At 68.0% G+C, this 21,583-nt stretch carries 18 protein-coding genes and 1 other RNA gene; 6 read left to right on the top strand and 13 right to left on the bottom strand.

All coding sequences use genetic code 11. From position 1 onward, the window contains the following. The first annotated feature begins 103 nt into the window (after positions 1 to 103). The 3 genes from OG598_RS01485 (at position 104) to OG598_RS01475 (ending at position 4,893) form a co-directional block, all read left to right on the top strand. Positions 104 to 910 (top strand): helix-turn-helix domain-containing protein, encoded by an 807-nt coding sequence (locus OG598_RS01485; RefSeq protein WP_151496849.1) that lies wholly within the window; start codon positions 104 to 106, stop codon positions 908 to 910. Further along, on the top strand, positions 897 to 1,088 hold the full coding sequence (locus tag OG598_RS01480; protein ID WP_328652708.1) for a DUF397 domain-containing protein: 192 nt from the start codon (positions 897 to 899) through the stop codon (positions 1,086 to 1,088). The genes OG598_RS01485 and OG598_RS01480 overlap by 14 nt, the downstream gene beginning before the upstream one ends. A gap of 616 nt (positions 1,089 to 1,704) precedes the next feature. Beyond that, positions 1,705 to 4,893 (top strand): NACHT domain-containing protein, encoded by a 3,189-nt coding sequence (locus OG598_RS01475; RefSeq protein ID WP_328652707.1) that lies wholly within the window; start codon positions 1,705 to 1,707, stop codon positions 4,891 to 4,893. 910 nt (positions 4,894 to 5,803) lie between these two features. Here the strand turns inward: OG598_RS01475 and rnpB are convergent. Further along, an RNA gene (gene rnpB, locus OG598_RS01470) (RNase P RNA component class A) lies at positions 5,804 to 6,219 on the bottom strand. A 127-nt stretch (positions 6,220 to 6,346) separates the two neighbouring features. Here rnpB and OG598_RS01465 point away from each other — a divergent pair. Next, positions 6,347 to 7,108: a sulfite exporter TauE/SafE family protein gene (locus tag OG598_RS01465; RefSeq protein ID WP_328652706.1), complete on the top strand. Its 762-nt coding sequence runs from the start codon at positions 6,347 to 6,349 to the stop codon at positions 7,106 to 7,108. 153 nt (positions 7,109 to 7,261) lie between these two features. Here OG598_RS01465 and OG598_RS01460 read toward each other — a convergent pair whose 3' ends face one another. Continuing rightward, positions 7,262 to 8,494 (bottom strand): MFS transporter, encoded by a 1,233-nt coding sequence (locus tag OG598_RS01460; protein ID WP_328652705.1) that lies wholly within the window; start codon positions 8,492 to 8,494, stop codon positions 7,262 to 7,264. Positions 8,495 to 8,548: 54 nt separating this feature from the next. Here OG598_RS01460 and OG598_RS01455 point away from each other — a divergent pair, with 54 nt between their 5' ends. Next, a complete protein-coding gene (locus OG598_RS01455) occupies positions 8,549 to 9,010 on the top strand; it encodes a MarR family winged helix-turn-helix transcriptional regulator (RefSeq protein ID WP_210783502.1) in 462 nt (153 codons plus the stop codon). A 332-nt stretch (positions 9,011 to 9,342) separates the two neighbouring features. Here the strand turns inward: OG598_RS01455 and mctP are convergent, their stop codons facing one another. The 7 genes from mctP to OG598_RS01420 all read right to left on the bottom strand — a co-directional run bounded on the left by mctP (position 9,343) and on the right by OG598_RS01420 (position 16,058). After that, complete coding sequence (mctP, locus tag OG598_RS01450; RefSeq protein WP_328652704.1) at positions 9,343 to 10,992, bottom strand: monocarboxylate uptake permease MctP; 1,650 nt, start codon at positions 10,990 to 10,992, stop codon at positions 9,343 to 9,345. Continuing rightward, positions 10,992 to 11,234 (bottom strand): DUF3311 domain-containing protein, encoded by a 243-nt coding sequence (locus tag OG598_RS01445; protein ID WP_091409411.1) that lies wholly within the window; start codon positions 11,232 to 11,234, stop codon positions 10,992 to 10,994. The genes mctP and OG598_RS01445 overlap by 1 nt, the downstream gene beginning before the upstream one ends. A gap of 162 nt (positions 11,235 to 11,396) precedes the next feature. Next, a complete protein-coding gene (locus tag OG598_RS01440) occupies positions 11,397 to 12,554 on the bottom strand; it encodes a bifunctional RNase H/acid phosphatase (protein ID WP_328652703.1) in 1,158 nt (385 codons plus the stop codon). 3 nt (positions 12,555 to 12,557) lie between these two features. Beyond that, positions 12,558 to 13,295, bottom strand: a complete 738-nt coding sequence (locus OG598_RS01435; protein ID WP_328652702.1) for a zinc ribbon domain-containing protein — start codon at positions 13,293 to 13,295, stop codon at positions 12,558 to 12,560. Further along, a complete protein-coding gene (locus OG598_RS01430) occupies positions 13,285 to 14,121 on the bottom strand; it encodes a Nif3-like dinuclear metal center hexameric protein (protein WP_442931487.1) in 837 nt (278 codons plus the stop codon). The genes OG598_RS01435 and OG598_RS01430 overlap by 11 nt, the downstream gene beginning before the upstream one ends. A 118-nt stretch (positions 14,122 to 14,239) precedes the next feature. Next, positions 14,240 to 14,812 (bottom strand): flavoprotein, encoded by a 573-nt coding sequence (locus OG598_RS01425; RefSeq protein ID WP_238690551.1) that lies wholly within the window; start codon positions 14,810 to 14,812, stop codon positions 14,240 to 14,242. A 16-nt stretch (positions 14,813 to 14,828) separates the two neighbouring features. After that, positions 14,829 to 16,058, bottom strand: a complete 1,230-nt coding sequence (locus tag OG598_RS01420) for a helix-turn-helix domain-containing protein (protein WP_328652700.1) — start codon at positions 16,056 to 16,058, stop codon at positions 14,829 to 14,831. A gap of 248 nt (positions 16,059 to 16,306) precedes the next feature. Between OG598_RS01420 and OG598_RS01415 the strand changes: the two genes are divergently transcribed. Continuing rightward, positions 16,307 to 16,978, top strand: coding sequence for a bifunctional DNA primase/polymerase (locus OG598_RS01415; protein WP_091409390.1), 672 nt, complete (start codon positions 16,307 to 16,309; stop codon positions 16,976 to 16,978). Between the two features lie 401 nt (positions 16,979 to 17,379). Here the strand turns inward: OG598_RS01415 and OG598_RS01410 are convergent, their stop codons facing one another. The 4 genes from OG598_RS01410 to OG598_RS01395 are packed head-to-tail and all read right to left on the bottom strand — an operon-like array spanning position 17,380 to position 21,580. Continuing rightward, positions 17,380 to 18,102: an FAD:protein FMN transferase gene (locus OG598_RS01410; protein WP_328655239.1), complete on the bottom strand. Its 723-nt coding sequence runs from the start codon at positions 18,100 to 18,102 to the stop codon at positions 17,380 to 17,382. Between the two features lie 49 nt (positions 18,103 to 18,151). After that, entirely contained in the window at positions 18,152 to 18,769 is a 618-nt protein-coding gene (locus OG598_RS01405) for an FMN-binding protein (protein ID WP_328652699.1), read from the bottom strand. 13 nt (positions 18,770 to 18,782) lie between these two features. After that, a complete protein-coding gene (locus tag OG598_RS01400; protein ID WP_328652698.1) occupies positions 18,783 to 20,201 on the bottom strand; it encodes a ferredoxin reductase family protein in 1,419 nt (472 codons plus the stop codon). Next, positions 20,198 to 21,580 carry a DUF1501 domain-containing protein gene (locus tag OG598_RS01395; protein WP_238687240.1) on the bottom strand — a complete coding sequence of 461 codons (1,383 nt, stop codon included), beginning with the start codon at positions 21,578 to 21,580 and terminating at the stop codon, positions 20,198 to 20,200. The genes OG598_RS01400 and OG598_RS01395 overlap by 4 nt, the downstream gene beginning before the upstream one ends. Positions 21,581 to 21,583 lie beyond the last annotated feature (3 nt).

Genomic DNA, 21,583 nt, shown 5'->3' with positions numbered 1-21,583 from the left:
ATTACGCTCGGAAGGCGTTCCAGGTGTCCGGGCCGGAGCTGGCAGAACAGGCTCCAGGCGTGTGGCACCTCGGGTAGTCGATCTTTGAGTTGAGGGGCGTTGTATGGCTGACGTACCAGGGCCGCTATCGGCGTTCATCGTTGGCGAGATCCGCCGCGCCCGAGGGGCTTCCGGCATGACGCAAGAGTCCTTCGGCCGCGCTGCGGGCTTCAGCGCCTCACACGTCAGCGCCGTGGAGAGCGGCACGCGAGCGCTGACGATCGACTTCATCAAGGGTGCCGATCGAGGGCTCAACAACGGTGGGCTCTTCGAGCGCCTGGCGACGAAGTTCGGCGCACCGTCGTGGTTCCTGCCCTGGCTGGACGCTGAGCGCGAAGCGACACAGCTTCGCTACTTCGAGCCCAACCTGATTCCCGGTCTACTACAGGTGGAGCACTACGCCCGCACCGTCCTGCGAACAGTCGAAAGCCTTACCGATGACGAGGTTGAGCAGCGCGTGCAGGGGCGCATGAGCCGGCAGGCGATCCTGACCGGAGAGCGTCGGCCGCAGTTCGTCGCCGTGCTGGACGAAGCCGCGATCCGGCGCACGGGTGATGGTCTGGGCGGAATCATGGCCCAGCAGGTCGCTCACCTGGTCGCGATGGCCGAGCTCCCCCACGTTCACGTCCACGTCATCCCGATCGGCAGCGGCCTGCACATCGGGCTGTCCGGGCCGTTCGCGCTGGCTCGGTCCAGCGAGGGCGTGTGGGTCGGCCACCTCGAAAACCAGCTTGGCGGGGACGTCATCGACAAGGACGATGATGTAGCTACGCTTCAGGCAAGGTGGGAGAGCGTCCGAAACGAGGCTCTACCGCGCCGGCAGTCCATCGACCTGCTGAAGGAAGTTGAGAGCCATCATGGACCTCAGTAACGCCCGGTGGCGCAAGTCCACCCGCAGCGGCGCGAGCGGCGGGAACTGCGTCGAGGTAGCAAGCAACCTGCCCGGTGTTGTGGCGGTCCGCGACTCGAAGGACGTCACCGGACCGGCGTTGACCTTCGCTCCTGCTGCTTGGGCCGCGTTCGTCGCCCAGATCGCCGAGCGGCCGTGAGCGGCGGGGTGGAGAACACCCGCTACGACCGGAACGAGACCAGCATGCCGAGCAAACCCTTACAGAATCACAGCAGGGCTGCCGTCTAAGTTCCACCTCTACATCTAAAGGCCAGCGCCCCTTACGTTGGCGCCACGAACCGGGAGCACGGCAAGCGGGTGTCAGGCTCCGAATCGCCGACTTCGAGCCGAGTAGGTGCCCACGGCGTCAGGTGCCGCCGATCCGGAAGCGCGCAGCCCTTTCGCAGTTGACTTGGGCGGGGGTCACCGCCGGTCCTGATGAAGTCGCGGAGCGGCGTGCGGGGCCGCCTCGCAAGGTTATTGGCGCTTCCCGGCGTGGCGTGACAGCCCTACACCACCGGTGCTAACCCCGAGACCTCGGCAACTCGGCCAAAGCGCCTGTTGCCTGGCAGGGCCAAGAGCCTGCCGAGGATGCAGACGACGTCCTCCACAACGACCAGCACTGGTGTCACAAATGAGACGGGGTTAGAGACTCCTCGAGGTATTGAGCCCGCACTCGGCAGGCCTTACGATTGTGATTTCGTTCACGACCAAGCCCTCGCCCTGCACACCATCCACATCTCACCATTTAGCGTTACCCAGACTCAGGAGGATCGATGCCCGCATTGGAGGCAATTGCATATGTGCTCGGAACAGCAATTGCGAAAACGGCGTGTGGGCTATGGGCCGGGAATAACGAGTTTGGCAAAGAATTAGGCAATAGCGTCATCGATCGCATCGCGGGGCAACTTCCGAGCTCGAAGCAGCAGCGAAGATTTCGTCAGATCTGGACTGAAACTGCTGATGTTGTTTCCGACAGTATCGAATCTCTGATCGAGACGGAATTCCCAGATGTCCCGGCTCACGAACGGGAAGCAGCAGCCCTCGCGGTAAGCAAGACGTTCGAGAGTGCGACGCTTAGCGAAGAGGACCTCTTCCGACGCGACTTGGACGCGGGATTCCTAGACCGATTTCTTCGCAGCAAAGACCCCGATCGAGCTGCGCAGGCCCTTCTCTCCGATGGAGGGTCGCGCCTGTATGACCGTCTACTCAGGGAGTCATGCGCTTACGCAATCGAGGTCGTTCGAACGCTGCCGCGTGGGAACATGATCGCATTGTCCGAACTGCTGTCACGGTCTCGACAGATTCTCGATGAGCTTGCAGAGGTCCTACGGCGCTTGCCTACACTCAGGGCCGGGGTCGATTTCGAACGTGATTACCGGCAGCTTGTCGCAAATCGACTAGACCAGATAGAACTGTATGGTGCGACATTATCTGAGGGAAGTAAACGTTACCCGCTTTCCGTCGCCTACCTGAGCCTGAACGTGGGCAGCCATATCATCAATTCGGTTGAACCCATGAGCGACTGCGAGGTTCCAGTTGCCACGGCAGCCGCAGGGGAGCTATTCCGGATTGAGCGCCTACTCGCGAGTTCAGACCGCATCTTCATCAGAGGCCATGCGGGAATCGGAAAGACCACGTTGCTGCAGTGGATAGCCGTGAACAGTGCGCGTCGAAGTTTTCCGCCGGATCTTGCAAGCTGGAACGGGACCGTTCCATTTGTAGTAACGCTCAGGCGTTATGCAGCCGAAGATCTACCCACCCCTCAATCATTTTTGCGCGAGGTTGGAAGGCACATCGCCGACGAAATGCCAGCAGGATGGGTTCAGACCCATTTGCGGTCTGGACAAGCCGTTGTGTTGGTAGACGGGATTGACGAGCTTCCGGAAGGTCGACGCCGTCAAGCTCGATCCTGGATCGCGGAGTTAGTATCGACCTTCCCCAGCTCTCGTTACATTGTAACTTCGCGCCCTGGAGCCGTCCCCGCTGAGTGGCTCGGCGATGAAGACTTTACCGTCGCGGAGCTCGCCCCTATGGAACGTAATGATATTTCCGTTTTTGTCCGTCGCTGGCATGAAGCGATGCGGGGTCAAGCCCGGACCGATGCTCAACGAGACCAAATCTCGGCATACGAGCGTCGCCTTAACGAGGCGCTTGATCAAAATCGACACCTAAGACAGCTAGCTAGGTACCCACTTCTGTGCGCCCTGACTTGTGCCCTACACCAGGACAGACGCGGCCAACTTCCGAGCAGCCGTATGGAGCTATATGAGGTGGCTCTCCACATGCTGCTTGAAAGGCGCGACGAAGAACGTGAAATAAAGGCTATCAACACCTTGAGCAGGACGCAAAAGACGTTGCTTCTTCAAGACCTTGCGTACTGGTTGATACGGAATGGACAATCCGACGCACCCCGAGAAACTGCGATCGAAAGAATCCACAATAGAATAAATAAGATGCCACGGGCCGACATTGGCCCCGAGGACGCCTACAAGGTCCTCCTCGAGCGGAGCGGCTTGCTCCGGGAGCCGGTCTACAACCGAGCCGATTTCGTGCACCGAACATTTCAGGAGTACCTCGCCGCAAAAGAAGCTGTGAATGAAAACGACATTGGAGTGCTAGTTATCAACGCCCATCTCGATCAATGGCAGGAGACCATTGTGATGGCGGCTGGCCACGCTGGACCCGCTGCTCGTCGAACTCTTCTCGAAGGCATCTTGGACAGAGGCAGCCGGGACTCGGAAGGAATCGAGGTGCAGACCGCCCTGCACCTTCTTGCGCTTGCATGTCTGGAGACCTCGCCCGAGTGCGAACCCGACATTCAAGAACGTGTCCTTGCCGCAACGGCGGGCCTACTGCCGCCGGCATCTGGTGAAGCTGCGGAAGCGCTCGCCCGTGCTGGAGCACTCTCGCTCGACCTCTTGATGCAGTCACCGATTACCGACGAGCGGGACGCAGCTTTGACGATCAGGACTTTGGCCTTGATAGGAGATGCTGCGGCGATTCCATTTATGGCGAGTAGATTCGGGACGGACTCTAGGAGCCTAGTCGTGGCGAGCTTACTCATGGCTTGGGAGTACTTTGACCCGGACGATTTCGCCCGGAAAGTCCTCGCCGATTCACCTCTTGAGCATAATGGACACGCCTCGGTGACGAGCTTGGAACTTTTGCCGGCGGCCCGCCATCTAAAGAATTTAAAGGCACTAGTAGTGGGCGATCGAAATCGAACGGACAGCGTCGACCTTGCGTTCCTTGAGACATTGCCCAGCCTGATATCGCTATCAGTCCCATATTCGCAGGACTTAAGTCCTGTCGCAAGGACATCACTCAAGTTCCTTGCCGTTACTGGCGGTTACAGGGAGGACCTAGTGGTTGATGTCGGCCCCCTTGGACTAAATCAGAACCTAGCCAGTGTTCACCTACCTCACTGCAACGTTTCGAACATTGACGCATTGGGGAGACTTCCCCGACTAGAATCGCTTGGCCTTTCTTCCGCTGCCCTTGAGACGCTCACAGCGCGCTTCGATCTGCCCGCGCTGCGCCGTTTGCAGATTGTTGTAAAATCGCCAGATATGGCATTTACGCATAAATGCATCGGACAAATTATGGAGCTTAGACTGACGGTCGAGACGCCCACTGATTTGACGTTTTTGCGGAATTCCTCTCGTCTATCCACACTGAGCATAACGTCCCGTGAGGATATAGATCTGACACTGGTGCCACAACTCCCGGATCTTCGCCGCTTGGAACTTGCGCTGTGGGCACCTGAGAATGTGAATCGAGCGCTGCCCTGGGTATCTAAGATGACCGGCTTGAGGAGGCTAGAGTTGCACACTTTCGCGAGAGGAGTTGTCGACCTAAGCCCACTGCATGGAATGGAACAATTGCTGGTGGTCTTGCACGGGGCGCGTTACGTTGACTATCGCGGCAAAGAGGGTATCGCGGACCTACGAGTCGTGAACTAGCCTTCTATGTAAATCTCCGCCTCTCTTCACATACTCGCTAGAGCAGAAAATGTGTCATCTACGGCAACTTCCAGCCTCCCGCAGATTAGTCCAGACTTACGGCCTGCTTACAGGCAACGCATTGTGTGACACCGACAGATCTTAGGTCGTCATGTTCTACTACCGATTTCTTCTGTTCTGGATCAAAGCACCGCACTCCGCGCGATGCTGGGCTGGGCAAGTCCGGCTGGCGGCAAGCCGCCCCGGCTGCCTACGGCACGGGGAGGTGAGCCACGACAGTCGCCGGGCCACCACCCTTACGCCGGATGCCGGCAGCATTACGATCGCAGCATGGACGGCCCGGTCGAGCTGCGACTCGACTTGCCACCGCCAAGGACCTTCGCAATGCGTTGCACGACTGGACGAGCATCAGGCACCACAGGGAGGCCGATCCCGCACATGGACACCGAGACCAGCGGACGGCTCGGCGCGATCATGCGAGACTTGGACATACGGTTGGGGCGGCACGGACGGGTTGTATGGCTGGCTTGTCAGCGAGCGGTACGGAAGTCAGCACGCCGAACCGCCGTCGTGGTTGGGGCTTCCGCCTACCGCGCCAGGCCGGCCTCGGACTAGCTTGCCACCGAGTCGCTGGTTCGCTCCAGCGGTTCCACCGCCAAGACGCGCCCCTCCCCGCAGCCCGCCAGCTCGACACCGGACCCATCGAGCGCCGGCGGGAAGATGGCCCACGACAGCACAACCGACCCCCGGCCCGAGACGAGGTCAGCTGAGCCGACGCTCAGGGCGTCTCCAGGGCGCCAGGGCGTCGTCAGGGTGCCAAACGCCGCCCAATGTTGATAATGAACGACCATCGACACCCGAAGATAGAACCAGCTCAGAACCATGATCACGGCTCTGAGCTGGTGGGCGACGGACGAGTCGACCTGTACGCCGGATTCTGTGCGCGGCGCGTACCCCGAGGGGTTTGCGCCGGCGGCGGCCATCCATCTCGGCCTGCCGTTGCCGGCAGGCTCCAGCGGCCTACCCGCAGACATCGGGCGGGCAGCCCTCAAGCGTCTGCGCCGGGTCGTCATCTTGCGGTGACGGCCCTTGCTTGGCCTTGCTCCGGGTGGGGTTTACCGAGCCACCCCGGTCACCCGGGGTGCTGGTGGGCTCTTACCCCACCGTTTCACCCTTACCGTCCCCGTTGGGGTCGGCGGTCTGTTTTCTGTGGCACTGTCCCGCGGGTCGCCCCGGGTTGCCGTTAACAACCACCCTGCCCTGTGGAGTCCGGACGTTCCTCGGCGGCGGGCCGAAGCCCGCCGACGCGGCCGCCCGGTCGACTCGTCCGTCGCGCTCTCATCCTAACGACGAGCGTGCTGCCGGTATTGCCGCCCCGCCCGGGCAAGATCGCGCTGCTCACGGACGATCCGGCGAATGCGTGCCGTAGGGCAACGGCTAGCCTCGTGGGGCTATGGATCTCTCCCACGCCGCGCTGCTGCTCGCCGCCGGTCTCGCCGCTGGCACTGTCAACGCGGTGGCCGGTGGCGGTTCGTTGATCACCTTTCCGGCGATGATCGCGATCGGGTTGCCCCCGGTGCCGGCGAACGTCAGCAACTCCGTCGCCGTCTTCCCCGGGTACCTGGCCAGCGTGGCGGGCAGCCGGCAGGACCTGCCGCGCCCCCGCGCGCTGGCCACGCTGGTGCCCACCACCATCGTGGGCACGATTCTCGGGGCGTTGCTGCTGCTGGCCACTCCGGCCCGCGCGTTCGAGCTGGTCGTACCGTTTCTGGTCCTCGGCGCGACAGCGGTCCTGGCCTTCCAGGACCCGCTGCGCCGGCTGGTCGGTCACCCCCGGGACCTGTCGCCACGCCGGCGGACGGTCACGGTGCAGACGATGGTCGGGCTCGGCGCGGTGTACGGCGGTTACTTCGGTGCGGCGCTCGGGGTGATGCTGGTGGCCGGGCTGGCCCTGGTGCTGGACGCGACCCTGGCCCGGGTGAGCGCGATCAAGAATCTGCTCTCCGCGGTGGTGGGGTTGACGACGCTCGTGGTGTTCGCCCTGTTCGGCCCCTTGAACTGGGCGGCGGTCGCGGTGGTCGCGCCCGCCACCTTGATTGGGGGGTACGCGGGCGCCCGGCTCGTCCGCCGGCTACCGCCGGTGGTGCTCAAGACGGTGATCGTGGTGTTCGGCACGACGATCGGCCTCTACCTGCTCTGGCGCGCCCTGAACTAAGGGCGCCCGGCCCGCAAACACCGACGCGCCGTCCAAGATCTACGCAACTTCAGGGAAAGTGCTGCCTCAACCGGCAGCGAGGCAGCAGTTTCCCTGAAACTGCGCGGATCTTGGACGGCGCATCGCGGAGCGGCAGGGCCGGGGCCGGGACGGTCAGTAGGCCTCGCCTACCGGTTCCTCGGCGGCGTGCTCGGTTTCCGCGGCGGCGCGGTTCCAGCGGGACCAGAGGACCCGCTCGCCGTAGCCGGCGGCCATCACGTGTGCGAAGGCCAGGTAGACGAGCACGCCGACGGCGAGCACCCCGAATCCGACCCAGAACGGCAGCGACAGCGACTGCTCGGCGAGTTTGCCGGAGATGATCGGTGCCGGCGCGGCGGCACCCCAGCGGACCAGGTTGAACGCGCCGGTGGCGACGCGCCGGTCGCTGGAGCCGAGGCCGAGCGCCAGGTCGGTGAGGTTGGCGTTGGCCAGCCCCATGCAGAGTCCGGCGAGCACCAGGACCACGAGCGCCTCGGCGGTGCTGGTGGAGGTGGCGAAGAGGACCATGCAGACCAGCAGCCCGGCGATGGCCACGCCGACGGTCTGTACCGCGCCGATGCGGTGGGCCAGCCGGTGGCCGATCACCATGATGCCGGCGGCCAGGCCGAGACCCCAGCCGGTGAAGGCGAGCCCCAGCGAGATGACGTCCAGGCCGAGGAAGAGCGGCGTGTAGCCGAGCACCACGAAGAACACGAAGTTGTACGCGGCGGTGACCACGCAGAGGGCGATGAACGCCGGCCGGCGGTAGGTGGCGAAGATCTGACCGACGCGTACCGGTGCCTGGCGGTTGGTGGGCTCGCGGAGTTTGCGGGAGGCCACGCCGAGGGCGAGGACCATGAAGACACCGCAGACGAAGAACGGCAGCCGCCAGCTGACCTCGCCGAGCAGGCCACCGATCAGCGGTCCGACGGCGAAGCCGAGACCCAGGGCGGTCTCGAAGAGGCCCACCACCCATTCCCTGTCGACGGCCAGGTTGACCAGGACCACCATGGCGGTGGCGAAGAACATCGCGTTGCCCAACCCCCAGACGCCGCGCAGCACGGAGAGCTGCACGATGTTGTCGCTGAACGAGGCGAGGATCGCGGCGAGGCCGACGACTGAGACGCCGGTGATGAGCACCGGCTTGAAGCCGAACCGCCCGCTCGCGAGGGTCGCCGGGATCATGCCAAGGGCCATGACCGCGATGTACGCGGTGAACAGCAGCTCGACCTGCCAGGCGGTGACGCCGATCGCCTCGCCGATGGCGGGCAGGATCGGGTCGACGACGGCGATGCCGGCGATGGCGAGAAAGGCCACCAGCGTGGTGGCGTAGATGGCACTGCGGTTCGGTTCGGAACGCCGATCCACTCCGACTCCTCAGATAGCTGTATCGTACAGGTACTTATTCTGTATCATACAGCTATGAGCGACGACCATGACGAGAGCACCCTCGGCCGGATCGAGACCGAGGTGGCCCTGCTGATGCGCTTCGGCGAGGCCACCCGGCGGGCCACCGGCACCGCCGAGCACCGGGTGCTGGACCGCGCGGCGTACGTCATCCTGCGCCACCTGGCCGACGCCGGCCCGCAGAACGTCTCGGCGCTCGCCGCCCGACTCAACCTGGACGGCTCGACAGTCACCCGGCAGGTGTCCGCGCTTCAGCGCGACGGCCTGATCACCCGCACCCCGGACCCGTCCGACGGCCGCGGCACTGTCATCTCCCCCACCCCGGCCGGCCTGCAACGGATGGCCGCCGTCCAGGCCGCCCGTACCCGGCTCTACGGCGACATGCTGGCCGACTGGACCCCCGAGGACCGCAGCACGCTGGCAGCCCTACTGGGCCGCCTGAACCAGGCCCTGATCAACCGCAACCGCCCCCGCTAACCCGCCAAACCCCTGCTCTTACGCCCTCTCCCCCTCCCGCCTTCCGGCCCTCCCAGCCCCGAGCCTCACCCCGCCCGCCCGCAGCTCGTCGATCTTGGACTTATGGTGGGGCACAAGAGCCGTGAGTCGCCACATATCGCACACCACGAGTGCAAGATCGGCGCCAGCTTCGCCGATCTTGCACTTACTGTCGGAAGAAACAGGGGCGAATCGACACCGAACGGGCACCATAACTGCAAGATCGGCGCACGCACGCGCGGCACGCGAGGGGCTCGGATACGGGTACGCCCGGGCACCGACTCACGTCGGCACCCGGGCGTTCGTGCCTAAGGTCAGGCGACCGGTTCGCGGGCCGAGTCGGCGTCGCGCTCGGCGCCCGGGGTGACCCGGGGGTCGCCCTCGTCGGCGAAGTAGTCGTCCGGCTCGGTGCCGTCGACGCCTTCCTCGACCTTGGCGGCCCGCAGCACGAGCGTCACCAGCGCCGCCACGGCCAGGTTGACAGCCACCGCCACGATGCCGACGTAGATCGTCCGGGTGGTGTCGAACCCGAACTCCGACAGCGGGAACGCCGAGCCGCCGAAGTGCTTCCGGGTCGGGCTGGCCACCTGGTAGAGCATCCACATGCCCAGCCCCATGCCGGCCACCCAGCCGACGATCAGACCGGTGCGGTGGAACCAGCGGGTGTAGAGGCCCAGCGCCACCGCCGGCAGCGTCTGAAGGATGATCACGCCACCGATCAGTTGGAGGTCGATGGAGAACTGCGGGTCGAGGAAGACGATGCAGGCCACCGCACCGACCTTCACCACCAGCGAGGTGATCTTCGAGACGTTGGCCTCCTGGGCCGCGGAGGCGTCCCGCTTCAGGTACTCCTTGTAGATGTTGCGGGTGAACAGGTTCGCCGCCGCGATCGACATGATCGCCGCGGGCACCAGCGCGCCGATGCCGATCGCCGCGTACGCGACGCCGGCGAACCAGTCCGGGAACTGCTGGTCGAACAGCAACGGCACGACGGTGTTGCTGTCGACAGTGCCTTCCTTCGCGCCGGGCAGTGGCTTCACGCCGGCCGCGATGGCCATGTAGCCGAGCAGCGCGATCAACCCGAGCAGCAGGCTGTACGCGGGCAGCGCCGACATGTTCCGCTTGATCACGTCACGGTTCCTGCTGGCCAGCACACCGGTGATGCTGTGCGGGTAGAGGAAGAGCGCCAACGCCGAGCCGAGCGCCAGCGTCACGTACTGAAGCTGGTTGTTGCCGTTGAGCAGGATGCCGTCGTTGGGGTTGGGTGAGGCGTCGAACTTCGCGTCCGCGGCGGCGAAGATGTCACCCCAGCCGCCCAGCTTGTACGGCAGGTAGATGACCGCCACCAGGATCACGATGTAGATCAGGCTGTCCTTGACGAACGCGATCAGCGCTGGCGCGCGCAACCCCGACTGGTACGTGTAGGCGGCCAGGATGGCGAACGCGATGATGATCGGCAGGTGCCGGGCCAGCGCGTTGTCGCCGGTGACGCCCATCGTCTTGAGCACGGCCTCGATGCCGATCAGCTGCAACGCGATGTACGGCATGGTGGCGACGATGCCGGTGATGGCGATCAGCAGCGCCAGCACCGGCGAGTCGAACCGGTTGCGGACGAAGTCGGCAGGCGTGACGAACCCGTGCCGGTGCGACACCGACCAGAGCCGCACCAGCACCAGGAAGACCAGCGGGTAGATGACGATGGTGTACGGCACGGCGAAGAACCCGGCCGCGCCGGCACCGAACATCAACGCCGGCACCGCCACGAAGGTGTACGCGGTGTAGAGGTCACCGCCGACCAGGAACCAGGTGATCCAGCCGCCGAAGCTGCGCCCGCCCAGCCCCCACTCGTCCAGGTGCGCCATGTCCTTCGGTGCCCGCCACCGGGCGGCCACGAAGCCCATCACGCTGACCAGGAGGAACAGCAGGGAGAAGACGATGATCTCGGTGAGATGGTCGCGCCACATCAGCGGCCTCCCCGCTTCTTCGTCATCTGGTAGACCAATGTGGTGGTGCCGACGCCGAGCAGGATGAAGGCCAGTTGCAGCCAGTAGAAGCGCGGGAAGCCGAAGACCCGGGGCGAGTCGCCATTGAAGAACGCCGGGATCAGCGGCACCACGATGGGGATGAAGAGCAACCAGTTCCAGGGGCTGTGGTCCTTCGCCCTGGTCGGCGCCGTGGGCGGCGCCTCCGGTTCGGGTGCAGCCATCTGACACACCTCCGGGGAGTCGTGGCTCTCGATGTAACGGCCGGAGGCTACGACTCTGTGATGGCGGTCACCTGACCCGTTCGGAGGGTGCTGCGCCGAACGGCCGGTCGGCTGCGCCGAACGGCGCGGCCGACCGGCCGTAGCAACGAGGGGTGTGGCGGCTCAGTCGAGGGTGGCGAGGTGGGCGGTGTCGTTGACAGTGCGCACTGCCACGCCGCCGTCGGGCCACATGTCGAGCACCGAGATGCCGGCCGCGTCCAGGAAGAGCCGGTGCAGGAAGCCGTCGCCGGCCGCGAGGGCGTCGCGCAGCATCAGCTTGATCGGCGAGACGTGCGAGACGACCACCACGGTTTCACCGGGGTACGCGGTGAGCAGCCCCGAGATGACCCGGTGCGCGCGTTCGGCGACCTGGGTGAACGACTCCCCGTCCGGGGGCGCGATCCGGGGTGAGGCGAGCCAGGCGTCCATCTCCCCCGGCCACTGCTGGCGTACCTCGGCGAAGGTGCGCCCCTCCCACTGGCCGAAGTCGCACTCGATCAGGTCGTCCTCCGTGCGGACCGGCACGTCGCCGCCGAGCGCTTCGGCGATCGACGCCGCTGTGGCCGTACACCGGGACAACGGTGAGCTGAGCACTGCCGCGACGGACGGGGCCAGCTCGGCCACCCGGGTGCCGGTGGCGCGGGCCTGGGCCCGGCCACGGTCGGAGAGCGGGACGTCGCCGCGCCCGGAGTAGCGCCGCTGCTCGGTGTACGCCGTCTCGCCGTGCCGGACCAGGATCAGCCGGGTGGCGGTGAAGGTCGGCCGTGGCTCCCAGGAGGCCGGCGCGGTCGCCGGGTCGCTGCCGATGATCGGGGCGGCGGGCGTCGTCGTGGCAGGGCGGGCGGGGGCCGCGGTCGCCGAGGGACGACCCGCTGCGGCGTCCATTGCGGCGTTGGCGAGGGCGTCGGCGTGCCGGTTCTGCTCGCGTGGAATCCAGCTGAACCGGACCGCTGTGAACCGGCCCACCAGCGCGGCGGCCTGGGCGGCGAGAGGCCGCAGGCCGGGGTGCTTGATCTGCCACCGGCCGCACATCTGCTCGACCACCAGCTTGGAGTCCATCCGGACGTCCACCTCGGCGGCGCCCAGCTCGGCGGCGGCGGTCAACCCGGCGATCAGGCCCTGGTACTCGGCGACGTTGTTGGTGGCGGTGCCGAGCGACTCGGAGCGCTCGGCGAGCACCTCGCCGGTCTCCGGGTCACGGACCACCGCGCCGTAGCCGGCGGGGCCGGGGTTGCCCCGGGACCCACCGTCGGCCTCCATGGAGACCACGCGCGGCGCCACGACCTACAGGCCCGACTCGTTGGTGCGAACCATGATCCGTCGGCAGTCCTCGCAGCGGACCACGTCGTCGGGGGCGGCCTTACGGATCCGGGCCAGGTCGGCGCCGGACAGGTCCAGGCGGCACCCGCCGCAGCGGCCACCGGTGAGCAGCGCGGCGCCCAACCCGGTGTCCTCGCGGATCTTGTCGTAGAGGTTGACCAGGTCGCTGGGGAGGTCGGCGGCGAGCGGCTGACGGGCGCCCCGCTTGAACTCCTCCTCCTTGGCGATCTCGGCCAGCGTTTCGTCGCGGCGCTGCTCGGTAGCGGCCCGCTTGTCCCGGGTCTCGGCCAGCCGCTGCTCCACGCCGTCCAGTACGCCCTGCGCGGTCTCCCGCTGCTCCATCAGCTCCAGCTCGGCGTCCTCCAGGTCGCCCTGGCGGCGCTTGAGCGAGACCAGCTCGTGCTGGAGCGCCTCCAGCTCGCGGGCCGGGCCGGTGCCGGCGGCAAGCCGGTTCTCGTCCTTCTCCTTGCGGGCGCGGACCTGCTCGACGTCCTTCTCCAACCGGGCGATGTCCCGGTCCAGGTCGTCCACCGCCACCTGGGCGCGGACCCGCTCGTCCTCCATCGACGACAGCTCCCGGGCCAGTGACTCCAGCTCGGCCCGCTCGGCAAGCGTCCGCCGACGGTGGGCGAGCTGGGCGAGGTTGGTGTCGATCGCCTGGAGGTCGAGCAGGCGGCGCTGCACCTTGGGGTCAGCCTTCACGGTCGGGCTCCTTGTCGTCCACAGCGGGTGCGGCGGCGTGCACGGTCCACGGGTCGGTGTCCAGGTCGGACACCAGCGTCTCGACGTCCAGCGCCTCCCGGAGGAAGGCGGCCAGGTCGTCCAGCCACGGTCGTTCCGTCGCCCAGTGGGCGGCGTCGATCAGGGCGGGACCATCGGCGGCGAGGTGCTCGCCGGCCGGGTGGTGCCGCAGGTCGGCGGTGAGGAACGCGTCCACCCCGGCGGCGGTCGCGGCGCCGAGGAAGCTGTCCCCCGACCCGCCGCTGACGGCGAGGGTACGAACCATACGCCCGGGATCCCCCGCCGCGCGAACTCCCCAGGACGTGACGGGGAGCACCGCTGCCGCGTGCCGGGTCAGCTCGGCGAGGGTCATCGGCTGGGGCAGTTCGCCGATCCGGCCGAAACCCCTGTCGTCGCCGTGGGCGGGCGAGCCGGGCGCGGGTCGTTGAAGTGGGCGCAGACCGGTGAGCCCGAAGCGGGCGGCGAGGGCGTCGGAGACGCCCGGGGAGGCCACGTCGGCGTTGGTGTGCGCCGCGTAGAGCGCCACCCCGGCCCGGATCAACTGGTGGATGATCCGCCCCTTGAAGGTCGTCGCGGCGACCGACGACACCCCGCGCAGCAGCAGCGGGTGATGCGCGACGATCATGTCCGCGTCGGCGGCGAGGGCCTCGTCGACAGTCTCGGGCACCACGTCGACCACGCAGAGCACCCGGCGGACCGGGGCGGCCGGCTCGCCGAGCACCAGGCCCACCCGGTCCCACTCCTCCGCCCAGACCGGCGGAAAGCGCCGTTCCAACGCGGCCACCACGTCGCTGACAGTGGGGGCGGATCCGCTTGTGCTCACGGCGGGCCAGCTTACCGGCGTCGGGGCCGCCGGGCGGTGACACCCGGCCCGGCCGCGTCGTGTGGAAGATCTGCCGGACGCGCTAGGCGGCGCTCCAGGAGACGGTCTGCAATGCGGCCAGCGGCATCGCCCAGGGGAAGGCGTGCAGGTGCTGTTCCCCCGTTCCGGGCGGATGCAGAGCGATCACGTCGTCGCCGAAGAGCACTGTGACACCCCACTCGGCCAACCGGGCCACCCCGGCACGAAACGCCGGGTGGCAGGCCATCGCCGCGTTGGTGTACGGCACCGCCACGATGGGGACGCCCTTGCCCTGTGCCTCGACCAACAGCCCGAGCGCCAGTGTGTCGGTGATCCCGGCCGCCCACTTGTTGACGGTGTTGACCGTGGCCGGGCAGACGATCATGGCGTCGGCGGGCGGCAGCACGTCCGGGTCACCGGGGTTCTTGTAGTGCGTCCGCACCGGGTGGCCGGTCTGCCGAATCAGGGCCGACTGGTCGACGAACTTCGCACCGTCCGGCGTGGTGACCACGCAGACGTCCCACCCGTCCTGTTGGGCGAGGTCGACCAGACGACCGACGTGCCGGGCCAGCGGCGAACCGCAGGCGATGACGTAGAGCACCTCGCGGTGCCCGCTGTTGTGCGCTGCACCGGCCATCAGACCGGCTCCGCGCTCATACCCCTACTCCCATGTGCTCAGCCAACTCCGCTACCGGAGAAGGCGGCGCACCACGTGTGCGACGGAGGATGTCGGACATCACCTCGTGCGCGATCGGCCGGCAGCGGATCTCCGACGGGGCGAGCCGATCACCGAGCAGCAGCATCTCGCCGGCGTTCGCCACGTCACCGATCTGGGCGTACCCGCGGGCGATGTCGAGCAGGTGGTGGGCGCGGCGCTCGGGCAGCAGCGCGTTGAAGGAGGGCTCCGCGATGCGAAGCTGGTGCACCTCCACGGCCCGCCCGCCGTCGCCCAGCTCCACAGCGGCGGCGGCCCGGTGCAGTTCGACGTTCGTCGGGCCGAACGACGTCCAGTAGTGGTTGTGGTCGCCGCCGAGCAGGGTGGCGGCCTCCTGCGCGCAGTTGATCAGGTCGTCGACGCTGGCCGAGTCACCGATGCGGGACGCGGCCATCGCGCCCTGGAGCAGCAGCATCCCGTAGACGGAGAGGCGGGCCGGCGAGACCTCGTTGCTGCCACCCGGCGCCAGCCGGTTGGCGATCTGGACGTTCAGCTCCAGCGCGGGGCGGGCCCGGCCCATCGCGACCAGGGCGTTGCACACCCGGGTGGTGGCGATCCCGGCGAGCAGCGGGTCGTCGGCCCGCTGGGCCACCGCCATCGACCGGTCGGCGGCCAACCAGGCGAGCTCGCACTCGCCGAGCTTGCGCAGCACCGAGGAGGCGATCTGGTAGACCTGGCCGAGCAGGTGGGCCGCCTCGGCGGCCTGTTCACCGCCGTAGGCGGCGTCGGCCGCCTGGGCGTCGCGCAGCAGCTTCGGCAGCGCCCGGGTGAGCATCCCGTAGCGGCCGTACTGGTAGGTGAGCCAGGCGTGGTTGACGGCCTTGCGCATGTCGTCCATCGGCGGCGGGTACGGCACCGCGTCGAAGTACGCGCTCATCGAGTCGTAGCGCTCCAGCGCCGCCCGGATCTCCTGCACCTCGACCTGGTCGATGCAGTTGAGGGCATCAGCGCGCCGCTCCGGGTCCTTGCCCATCAGCAGCTGCACGTCCATCTGGAGGATGTCGGCGATCTCGTACAGGACGGAGAACTTGTCCAACCGTCGGACGCCGCGTTCGACCTTGTCCACCCAGCTCTTGGACTTGCCCAGCCGGTCCGCGAAGACCTGCTGCGACATCTTGCGTCGCCCCCGCCAGTAGGCCACTCGCCGTCCTATGGGTAGCTCGTCCATCTCCCCATCCTCCCCTGCCACCGACGACCAATCGAGTCGCGGCGATGTCCGCGGGTGCGGCGACTGCCGTTCATTTTCAGGTTTTCGCTGGTCGCACAGGATGTACGTCAGCCGTACAGCTGGTCCTCGTACTTTTCGTGCAAGTTGCACGAGCCGTTCGTCAACCTCAACGATCGTGGGTTACGGCAGTGACGGTGCTCGACATGCGACCTGGCGAACGCCGGGCCCGACGAGAGGAGTTGGCACACATGTGGGGGAATGTCGTACCGCGCGTTGCCGAACTGTCGCCGCTGGAACGGGTCCGGCTGCGCCGGGTCGCCATCCGGTACGCGGTACACGGCTGGGAGGTCACCCCGGGTGCCTGTCTGGCCCGCAGCCGCTTCGTCTGCGGCCGGGCCGGCTGTCCCACAGTGGGCTGCCACCCCGCCCTGGAGAACTGGGAGTTGGCCGCCAGCGCCGACCCGGCCCGGGTGGCGACCTGGTGGCGGAGCCGACCACACGGGGTGCTGCTGCCCACCGGCCGGGCCTTCGACGTGCTGGAGGTGCCCGCCCACCTCGGCCGGCACGTGCTCGACGCGGTCCAGATCCACCCGGCCGGCACCGGCGTACGCGGACCGGTGCTGGTCACGCCCACCGGCCGGTGGATGTTCCTGGTCCGCCCCGGCGACCCGCTCCGACCGGAGTTGGAGCACTGCTTCCACGTGGTCCGGCACGGGCCGGGCTCGTGGATCCCCGCGCCGCCCACCCGGCTGCCGGAGGGCACCGTCCGCTGGGCGGTCGCCCCGGAGCAGGCGCGCTGGCAGCTTCCGGATTCGTACCTCGTGCAGAACACGTTGATCGGGGCGCTGCGCGCCGCCGGGGTGACGCTCGCCCCCGACCTGCTCCCCGGTCACCTGCCGCTGCCCCGACGAGGCATGTGAGACCGGCCCGGTCGACGATTCGATCCGGTGCCCGACAGCGTCGCCGAGGCGTCGGTCCTCGTTGACAGGGGGACGGTGCGAACGCGCGCCACGAACGGGGGAACGATGTCCAGCAACGACAGAGCGCCTCACCCCGGCGGCACCGAGCCGCCCCGGCGCAGCCACCCGGGGCGCCGCTGGGCCGGCACCCGACCGTCCGGGTCCCGCCCCGGCCGCCCACGCCCCACCGGCTCCCGCCCAGCCGGCACCCACCGCCCCATCCGTTAGCCGGTCACCGCGACCCCACCCGGCTCTGCGGCGATCTTGCACTTTCTGTCCCGACAATCTCCATACAACGGGACAAACCAGCAACCGAAACCGCAAGATCGCGGGGAGCGGAGGGGCCGCGCGGGGCGCGGGGTCTAGTCGGTCAGGGGAAGGTCGGCGGAGTGGTACTGGCGGGCGTTGTCGGTTATCGCCGCGTGGGTGTGGTCGTCCAGGCGGGCCAGCCAGTTGAGGCCGGGGGTGCCCATGGCGAGGGCGGCGGTGGCGTACGCGTCGGCCAACCCGAGGTCCGTGCCGACCACCGTCACCGAGCGCAGCCCACTGGCCGGTGCGCCCCGGCGCGGGTCCAGCACGTGCCGGCCCCGCTCGTACACGCCGGACGTGGCTACGGCCAGGTCGGTCCCGCTGAGCACCAGGCAGGCCGCCATCGCGTCCCACGGATGCCGGATACCGATGCGCCACGGCTCCCCCGACGGCGACAGGCCCCGCACCCGTACGTCGCCGCCGGCATTCACGCAGTGGTTGACGGCTCCGGCGGCGACGAGGCGGTCCGAGGCGACCTGAGCGGCCCAGCCCTTGACGTAGCCGGACGGGTCGAGCCGACCGGTGGCGTACGCGTCGAAGAACCCGTCGGTGGCGCCCCACAGGTCGGCGCAGGTCTCCAGCACGTACCGCAGGTCCGCTGACGCCTCGGAGAGCAGCACCTCACCCCTGTCGAAGCGGCACACCTCGCTGTCCGGCTGGTAGGTGCTGAACCGCGCGTCGACCTCGTGCATCCAGGCGAAGACCTCGTCCGCCAGCTCGCGCACTGTCGCCGGTGGCAGATCGTCGGCGAGGTCCAGGGTGATCGTCGTACCCATGATCTGTTCGACCCGGCACAGCCCGGGTCGGGTCAGCGTGGCCCGCACGTCAGAATGCCTTCTCGATGGCGGACCGCAGGGACTTCTTGTAGGCGTCGCTGGTCGCGGTGGCACCGGAGACGGTGTTGAGGTTGGCGCTCTGTTTCTGCACCACCTCGGCGCCGCTGCCGTCGTAGGCGGTACGAACGTCGCCGCTGTGGATGTCGGATTCACCCCCGCTGGGCAGCGACAGCGCGACGGCGTCGACGATCCGGTTACCGGAGACGACGATCTGCACCAGCACGTACCCGTACTTCTGGCTGCCCTCAGTCGCGTCGAAGCCGGCTCCGTCGATCCGCCGGGTGGTCGACTGGGGTGCCTTGGTGGTGGTCCGCGGAGCGCTGGGGGCCTTCGTCGTCTTGGTGCCCGACGGGCGGGCGGTGGTCTTGCCGGGCTTGGGCGACGTCGACGGCTTGGCGCTTTCCGATGACGTCGGCGTGCCGCCGGCCGGGTCGGTGCCCGGCGCATCCGCGAGGGCACCGGGGTCGGTGCCCGGCCCGGAGGGGTTGACCGGCTGGGCGGTCGGCAGGTTCTGGGCGACCTGACTGGTGCCTGGCGAGCCCTTGAACACCACGAGCGCGGTGGTGCTGGCGGCCAGGCCGGTGATCGCGAGGAGCGCGCGACGCATGGGGATGCCCTTCCTACAGCTCGAACGTGGCCAGATGGATCTGCCGTCGGGGCACGCCGGCCCGCCGCAGCGCCCGCACCGACTGTTCCACCAGACCGGGCGGCCCGCACAGGTAGACGTCGCGTCGGGCCACGTCGGGCACCAGTTGCCGCAGCCCGTCCGGGCTCATCAACTGGCGGGGGCCGGGGTCGTCGCGGGAGCCGATGACGTACCAGACGGAGGTGTGGCGTTCCTGGGCCAGCCAGTCCAACTCGCGGCTGAGCAGCACGTCGGCCGGTGTGCGGGCGCGGTAGATCAGCGCGGCGCCCGGCGGCAACTCCTCCAGCATGGCCCGGATCGGCGTGATGCCGCTGCCACCGGCGATCAGCAGCGCCCGCTCGCCGAGCCGGTGCGCGGCGGTGAAGGTGCCCGACGGGCCTTCGGCCCAGACCCGGGTGCCCGGTTCCAGGTCGCGCAGGTCGGCGGTGTGGGTGCCGACCACCTTGACGGTGACCCGCAGCCAGCGGCCGTTGGCGGCGGCGGAGACGGAGAACGGGTGCGACTGCCACCAGCAGCCCCGGGTGAGGAACCGCCAGCGGAAGTGTTGGCCGCCGAGCATCGCCAGCCGGCCGAGCCGCTCCCCGGTGAGGTAGATGGAGATGGTGTCGGGGCTCTCGGCGACCACGTCGGCGACCCGCAGCTTGTAGCGCAGGTTGAACGCCAGCGGCGCGATCACGCGGCCCCAGAGCAGGGCGGCGACCACCAGCACGTAGAGCGCGATCCAGCCGGTGCGCACCGGGCCGGGCCGGTACAGCTGCGCGCCGTGGGTGAACTGGTGGCCGAAGCCGAGCAGCAGGACCAGGTAGCTGGACAGGTGCAGCAGGTGCCACATCTCGTAGGGCAACGCCCGCCGGATCGCCCGGATGCTGCTGAACCCGACGAGCATCATGATGCCGGCCGCGACGAACGCCGAGACCATGTCCTCGTAGTCGCCGAGCAACGTGCCGACCTCGGCGAGGATCGACTGCTTACGCAGGTCGGCGTAGCCGACCAGGATCAGCGACATGTGCGCCAGCACGGCGACCAGCAGGGTGGCGCCGATGTCCCGGTGCCAGCGGGCCATGTGCTCGCCGCCGATCCACCGTTCCAGCACCGGCAGTCGGCTCATCATCAGCACCTGCACCAGCAGCAGGTAGCCGGCGACCAGGCCGGTGATCCGGCCGGCCGAGGTGACGGTGGCCGCGGTGGTCCGCAGCGATCCGGCCGGGGTGCCCAGCCACCAGGGCAGCACGCTGGCGAGCAGGCCGACCAGGAGCAGCACGCCGAGCAGCCGTCGGCCGCCGGGTCCGCGCCGGTCCGGGATCTGCGGGGGTACGGGCGCAGCCGACCGGCCGCCGTGCCGGGACGAGGTCCCGGTACGACGGCCGGCGGCGTGGGTGTGCGAATGCGTCACGCGTACAGCTTCATCGGGGCGTACTTCTGGCGGGGGAAGACCTTGTCGACCTCCGCGTTGGTGAGCCCGAACCGGCCCTGCGCCACGGCGCCGTAGACGTTGAACATGTTGTTGTACTCCGGCACGTCACCGGAGTCCAGCTTGTCCAGACCGTTCCAGGTGCCCAGCAGCGAACCGGCCAGCTTCTTGCCGGACAGCAGGGTGACCACGCCGCCGTGCCCGTGGTCGGTGCCGTTGTTGTTGGAGCCGACCCGACGGCCGAACTCGCTGGACACCATGATCGTCACGTCGGCGGCCTTCGGGCCGAGGTCGGTGAAGAACGCGGCCATGGCGCTGGCCAGCTCGTTGAGCCGGCGGTGCAGCTGGCCGCCCTCGCGGGTGCCCTGGTTCTCGTGGGTGTCGTAGCCGCCCATGCCGACGGTGGCGACCCGGACGTTGGCACCGCCCTTGATCAACTGGGCGAGTTGCTGGAACGCGTTGCCGACGCCCTCGTACTTGACGCCCTCGGCGGGCTGGTACGGCTTGGCGGCGAGCTTCTGGGCGGTGGCCAGCGCGCCCATGCCCTCCTGCACGGCTTCCTCGACCGGGTGGTTGATCCCGGTGAAGAGGCCCTTGATGGCCTTCTCGGTGGCGGCCCGGAACCGCTCGTCACCGTTGAGCCGCAGGGAGCCGACGTTGTTCAGCGACAGCGCGCCGTTGTTGCCGACCAGCGAACGCGGCAGCGTGCTGCCGATGCCGACGCTGCGGAACGCGGTGCCCTTGCCCAGGTTGTCGACCAGACCGTCGAGCCAACCCCGGCCGCCGGTCTCGTTGGGCAGCCCGCCCAGGTTGCAGGCGTCGGCGGCCTGGAAGTGGCTGCGCGACAGCCGCTCGTCGGAAACCGCCGGGATGAAGCCCAGCTGACCGGCCGTGAGCCACTTCTCCAGCGGCTTGAACGCGCTGGTCAGCTTGAAGCCGCGGCCCAGGGACAGCGAGTCGTTGCCGAGCAGCAGGTCGGGCCGGGCCTTGTTGAGCACCGCGTCGTTGTCCGGCGCGATCAGGCTCAGGCCGTCCAGCCCGCCGTAGAGGAAGACGTGGATCAGGGTGCCGGTCTTGGTCGCCGCGAACGACGCCGAGGTGGTGACGAACTGGGCGGTGGCCAGCGCGGTGGCGGTGGCCGCGGCACCGGCGACGAAGGTCCGCCGGGTCACGCCGCGACCGTCCTGCTGGGCCTCCTCCAGGTCCTCCAGGGTGCGGTACCTGTCGAACTCGGCGGCGTTCTCGGCGGCGACGATGTCCGCCTCGGCACGCAGCAACGCCTCGGCCGGGTTGTCGGCCAGCCGTCGCACGTCGGGGCATTCGGGGTGCAGGGGGAAAGAGTTGTACACAGTCTTCTCCATCGG

Origin of the sequence: Micromonospora sp. NBC_00330, assembly GCF_036136635.1 — a bacterium.
Classification (GTDB): Bacteria; Actinomycetota; Actinomycetes; order Mycobacteriales; family Micromonosporaceae; genus Micromonospora; species Micromonospora salmantinae.
Note: the sequence above shows the minus strand (reverse complement) of the source record. Positions and strands in the feature narration are given on the sequence as shown.

What these genes read in the sequence shown, in the direction of transcription:
- OG598_RS01485 (WP_151496849.1), top strand. Translation starts at nt 104, where the DNA reads ATGGCTGACGTACCAGGGCCGCTATCGGCGTTCATCGTTGGCGAGATC.
- OG598_RS01480 (WP_328652708.1), top strand. Translation starts at nt 897, where the DNA reads ATGGACCTCAGTAACGCCCGGTGGCGCAAGTCCACCCGCAGCGGCGCG.
- OG598_RS01475 (WP_328652707.1), top strand. Translation starts at nt 1,705, where the DNA reads ATGCCCGCATTGGAGGCAATTGCATATGTGCTCGGAACAGCAATTGCG.
- OG598_RS01465 (WP_328652706.1), top strand. Translation starts at nt 6,347, where the DNA reads ATGGATCTCTCCCACGCCGCGCTGCTGCTCGCCGCCGGTCTCGCCGCT.
- OG598_RS01455 (WP_210783502.1), top strand. Translation starts at nt 8,549, where the DNA reads ATGAGCGACGACCATGACGAGAGCACCCTCGGCCGGATCGAGACCGAG.
- mctP (WP_328652704.1), bottom strand. Translation starts at nt 10,992, where the DNA reads ATGTGGCGCGACCATCTCACCGAGATCATCGTCTTCTCCCTGCTGTTC.
- OG598_RS01445 (WP_091409411.1), bottom strand. Translation starts at nt 11,234, where the DNA reads ATGGCTGCACCCGAACCGGAGGCGCCGCCCACGGCGCCGACCAGGGCG.
- OG598_RS01425 (WP_238690551.1), bottom strand. Translation starts at nt 14,812, where the DNA reads ATGGCCGGTGCAGCGCACAACAGCGGGCACCGCGAGGTGCTCTACGTC.
- OG598_RS01420 (WP_328652700.1), bottom strand. Translation starts at nt 16,058, where the DNA reads ATGGACGAGCTACCCATAGGACGGCGAGTGGCCTACTGGCGGGGGCGA.
- OG598_RS01415 (WP_091409390.1), top strand. Translation starts at nt 16,307, where the DNA reads ATGTGGGGGAATGTCGTACCGCGCGTTGCCGAACTGTCGCCGCTGGAA.
- OG598_RS01410 (WP_328655239.1), bottom strand. Translation starts at nt 18,102, where the DNA reads ATGGGTACGACGATCACCCTGGACCTCGCCGACGATCTGCCACCGGCG.
- OG598_RS01405 (WP_328652699.1), bottom strand. Translation starts at nt 18,769, where the DNA reads ATGCGTCGCGCGCTCCTCGCGATCACCGGCCTGGCCGCCAGCACCACC.
- OG598_RS01395 (WP_238687240.1), bottom strand. Translation starts at nt 21,580, where the DNA reads ATGGAGAAGACTGTGTACAACTCTTTCCCCCTGCACCCCGAATGCCCC.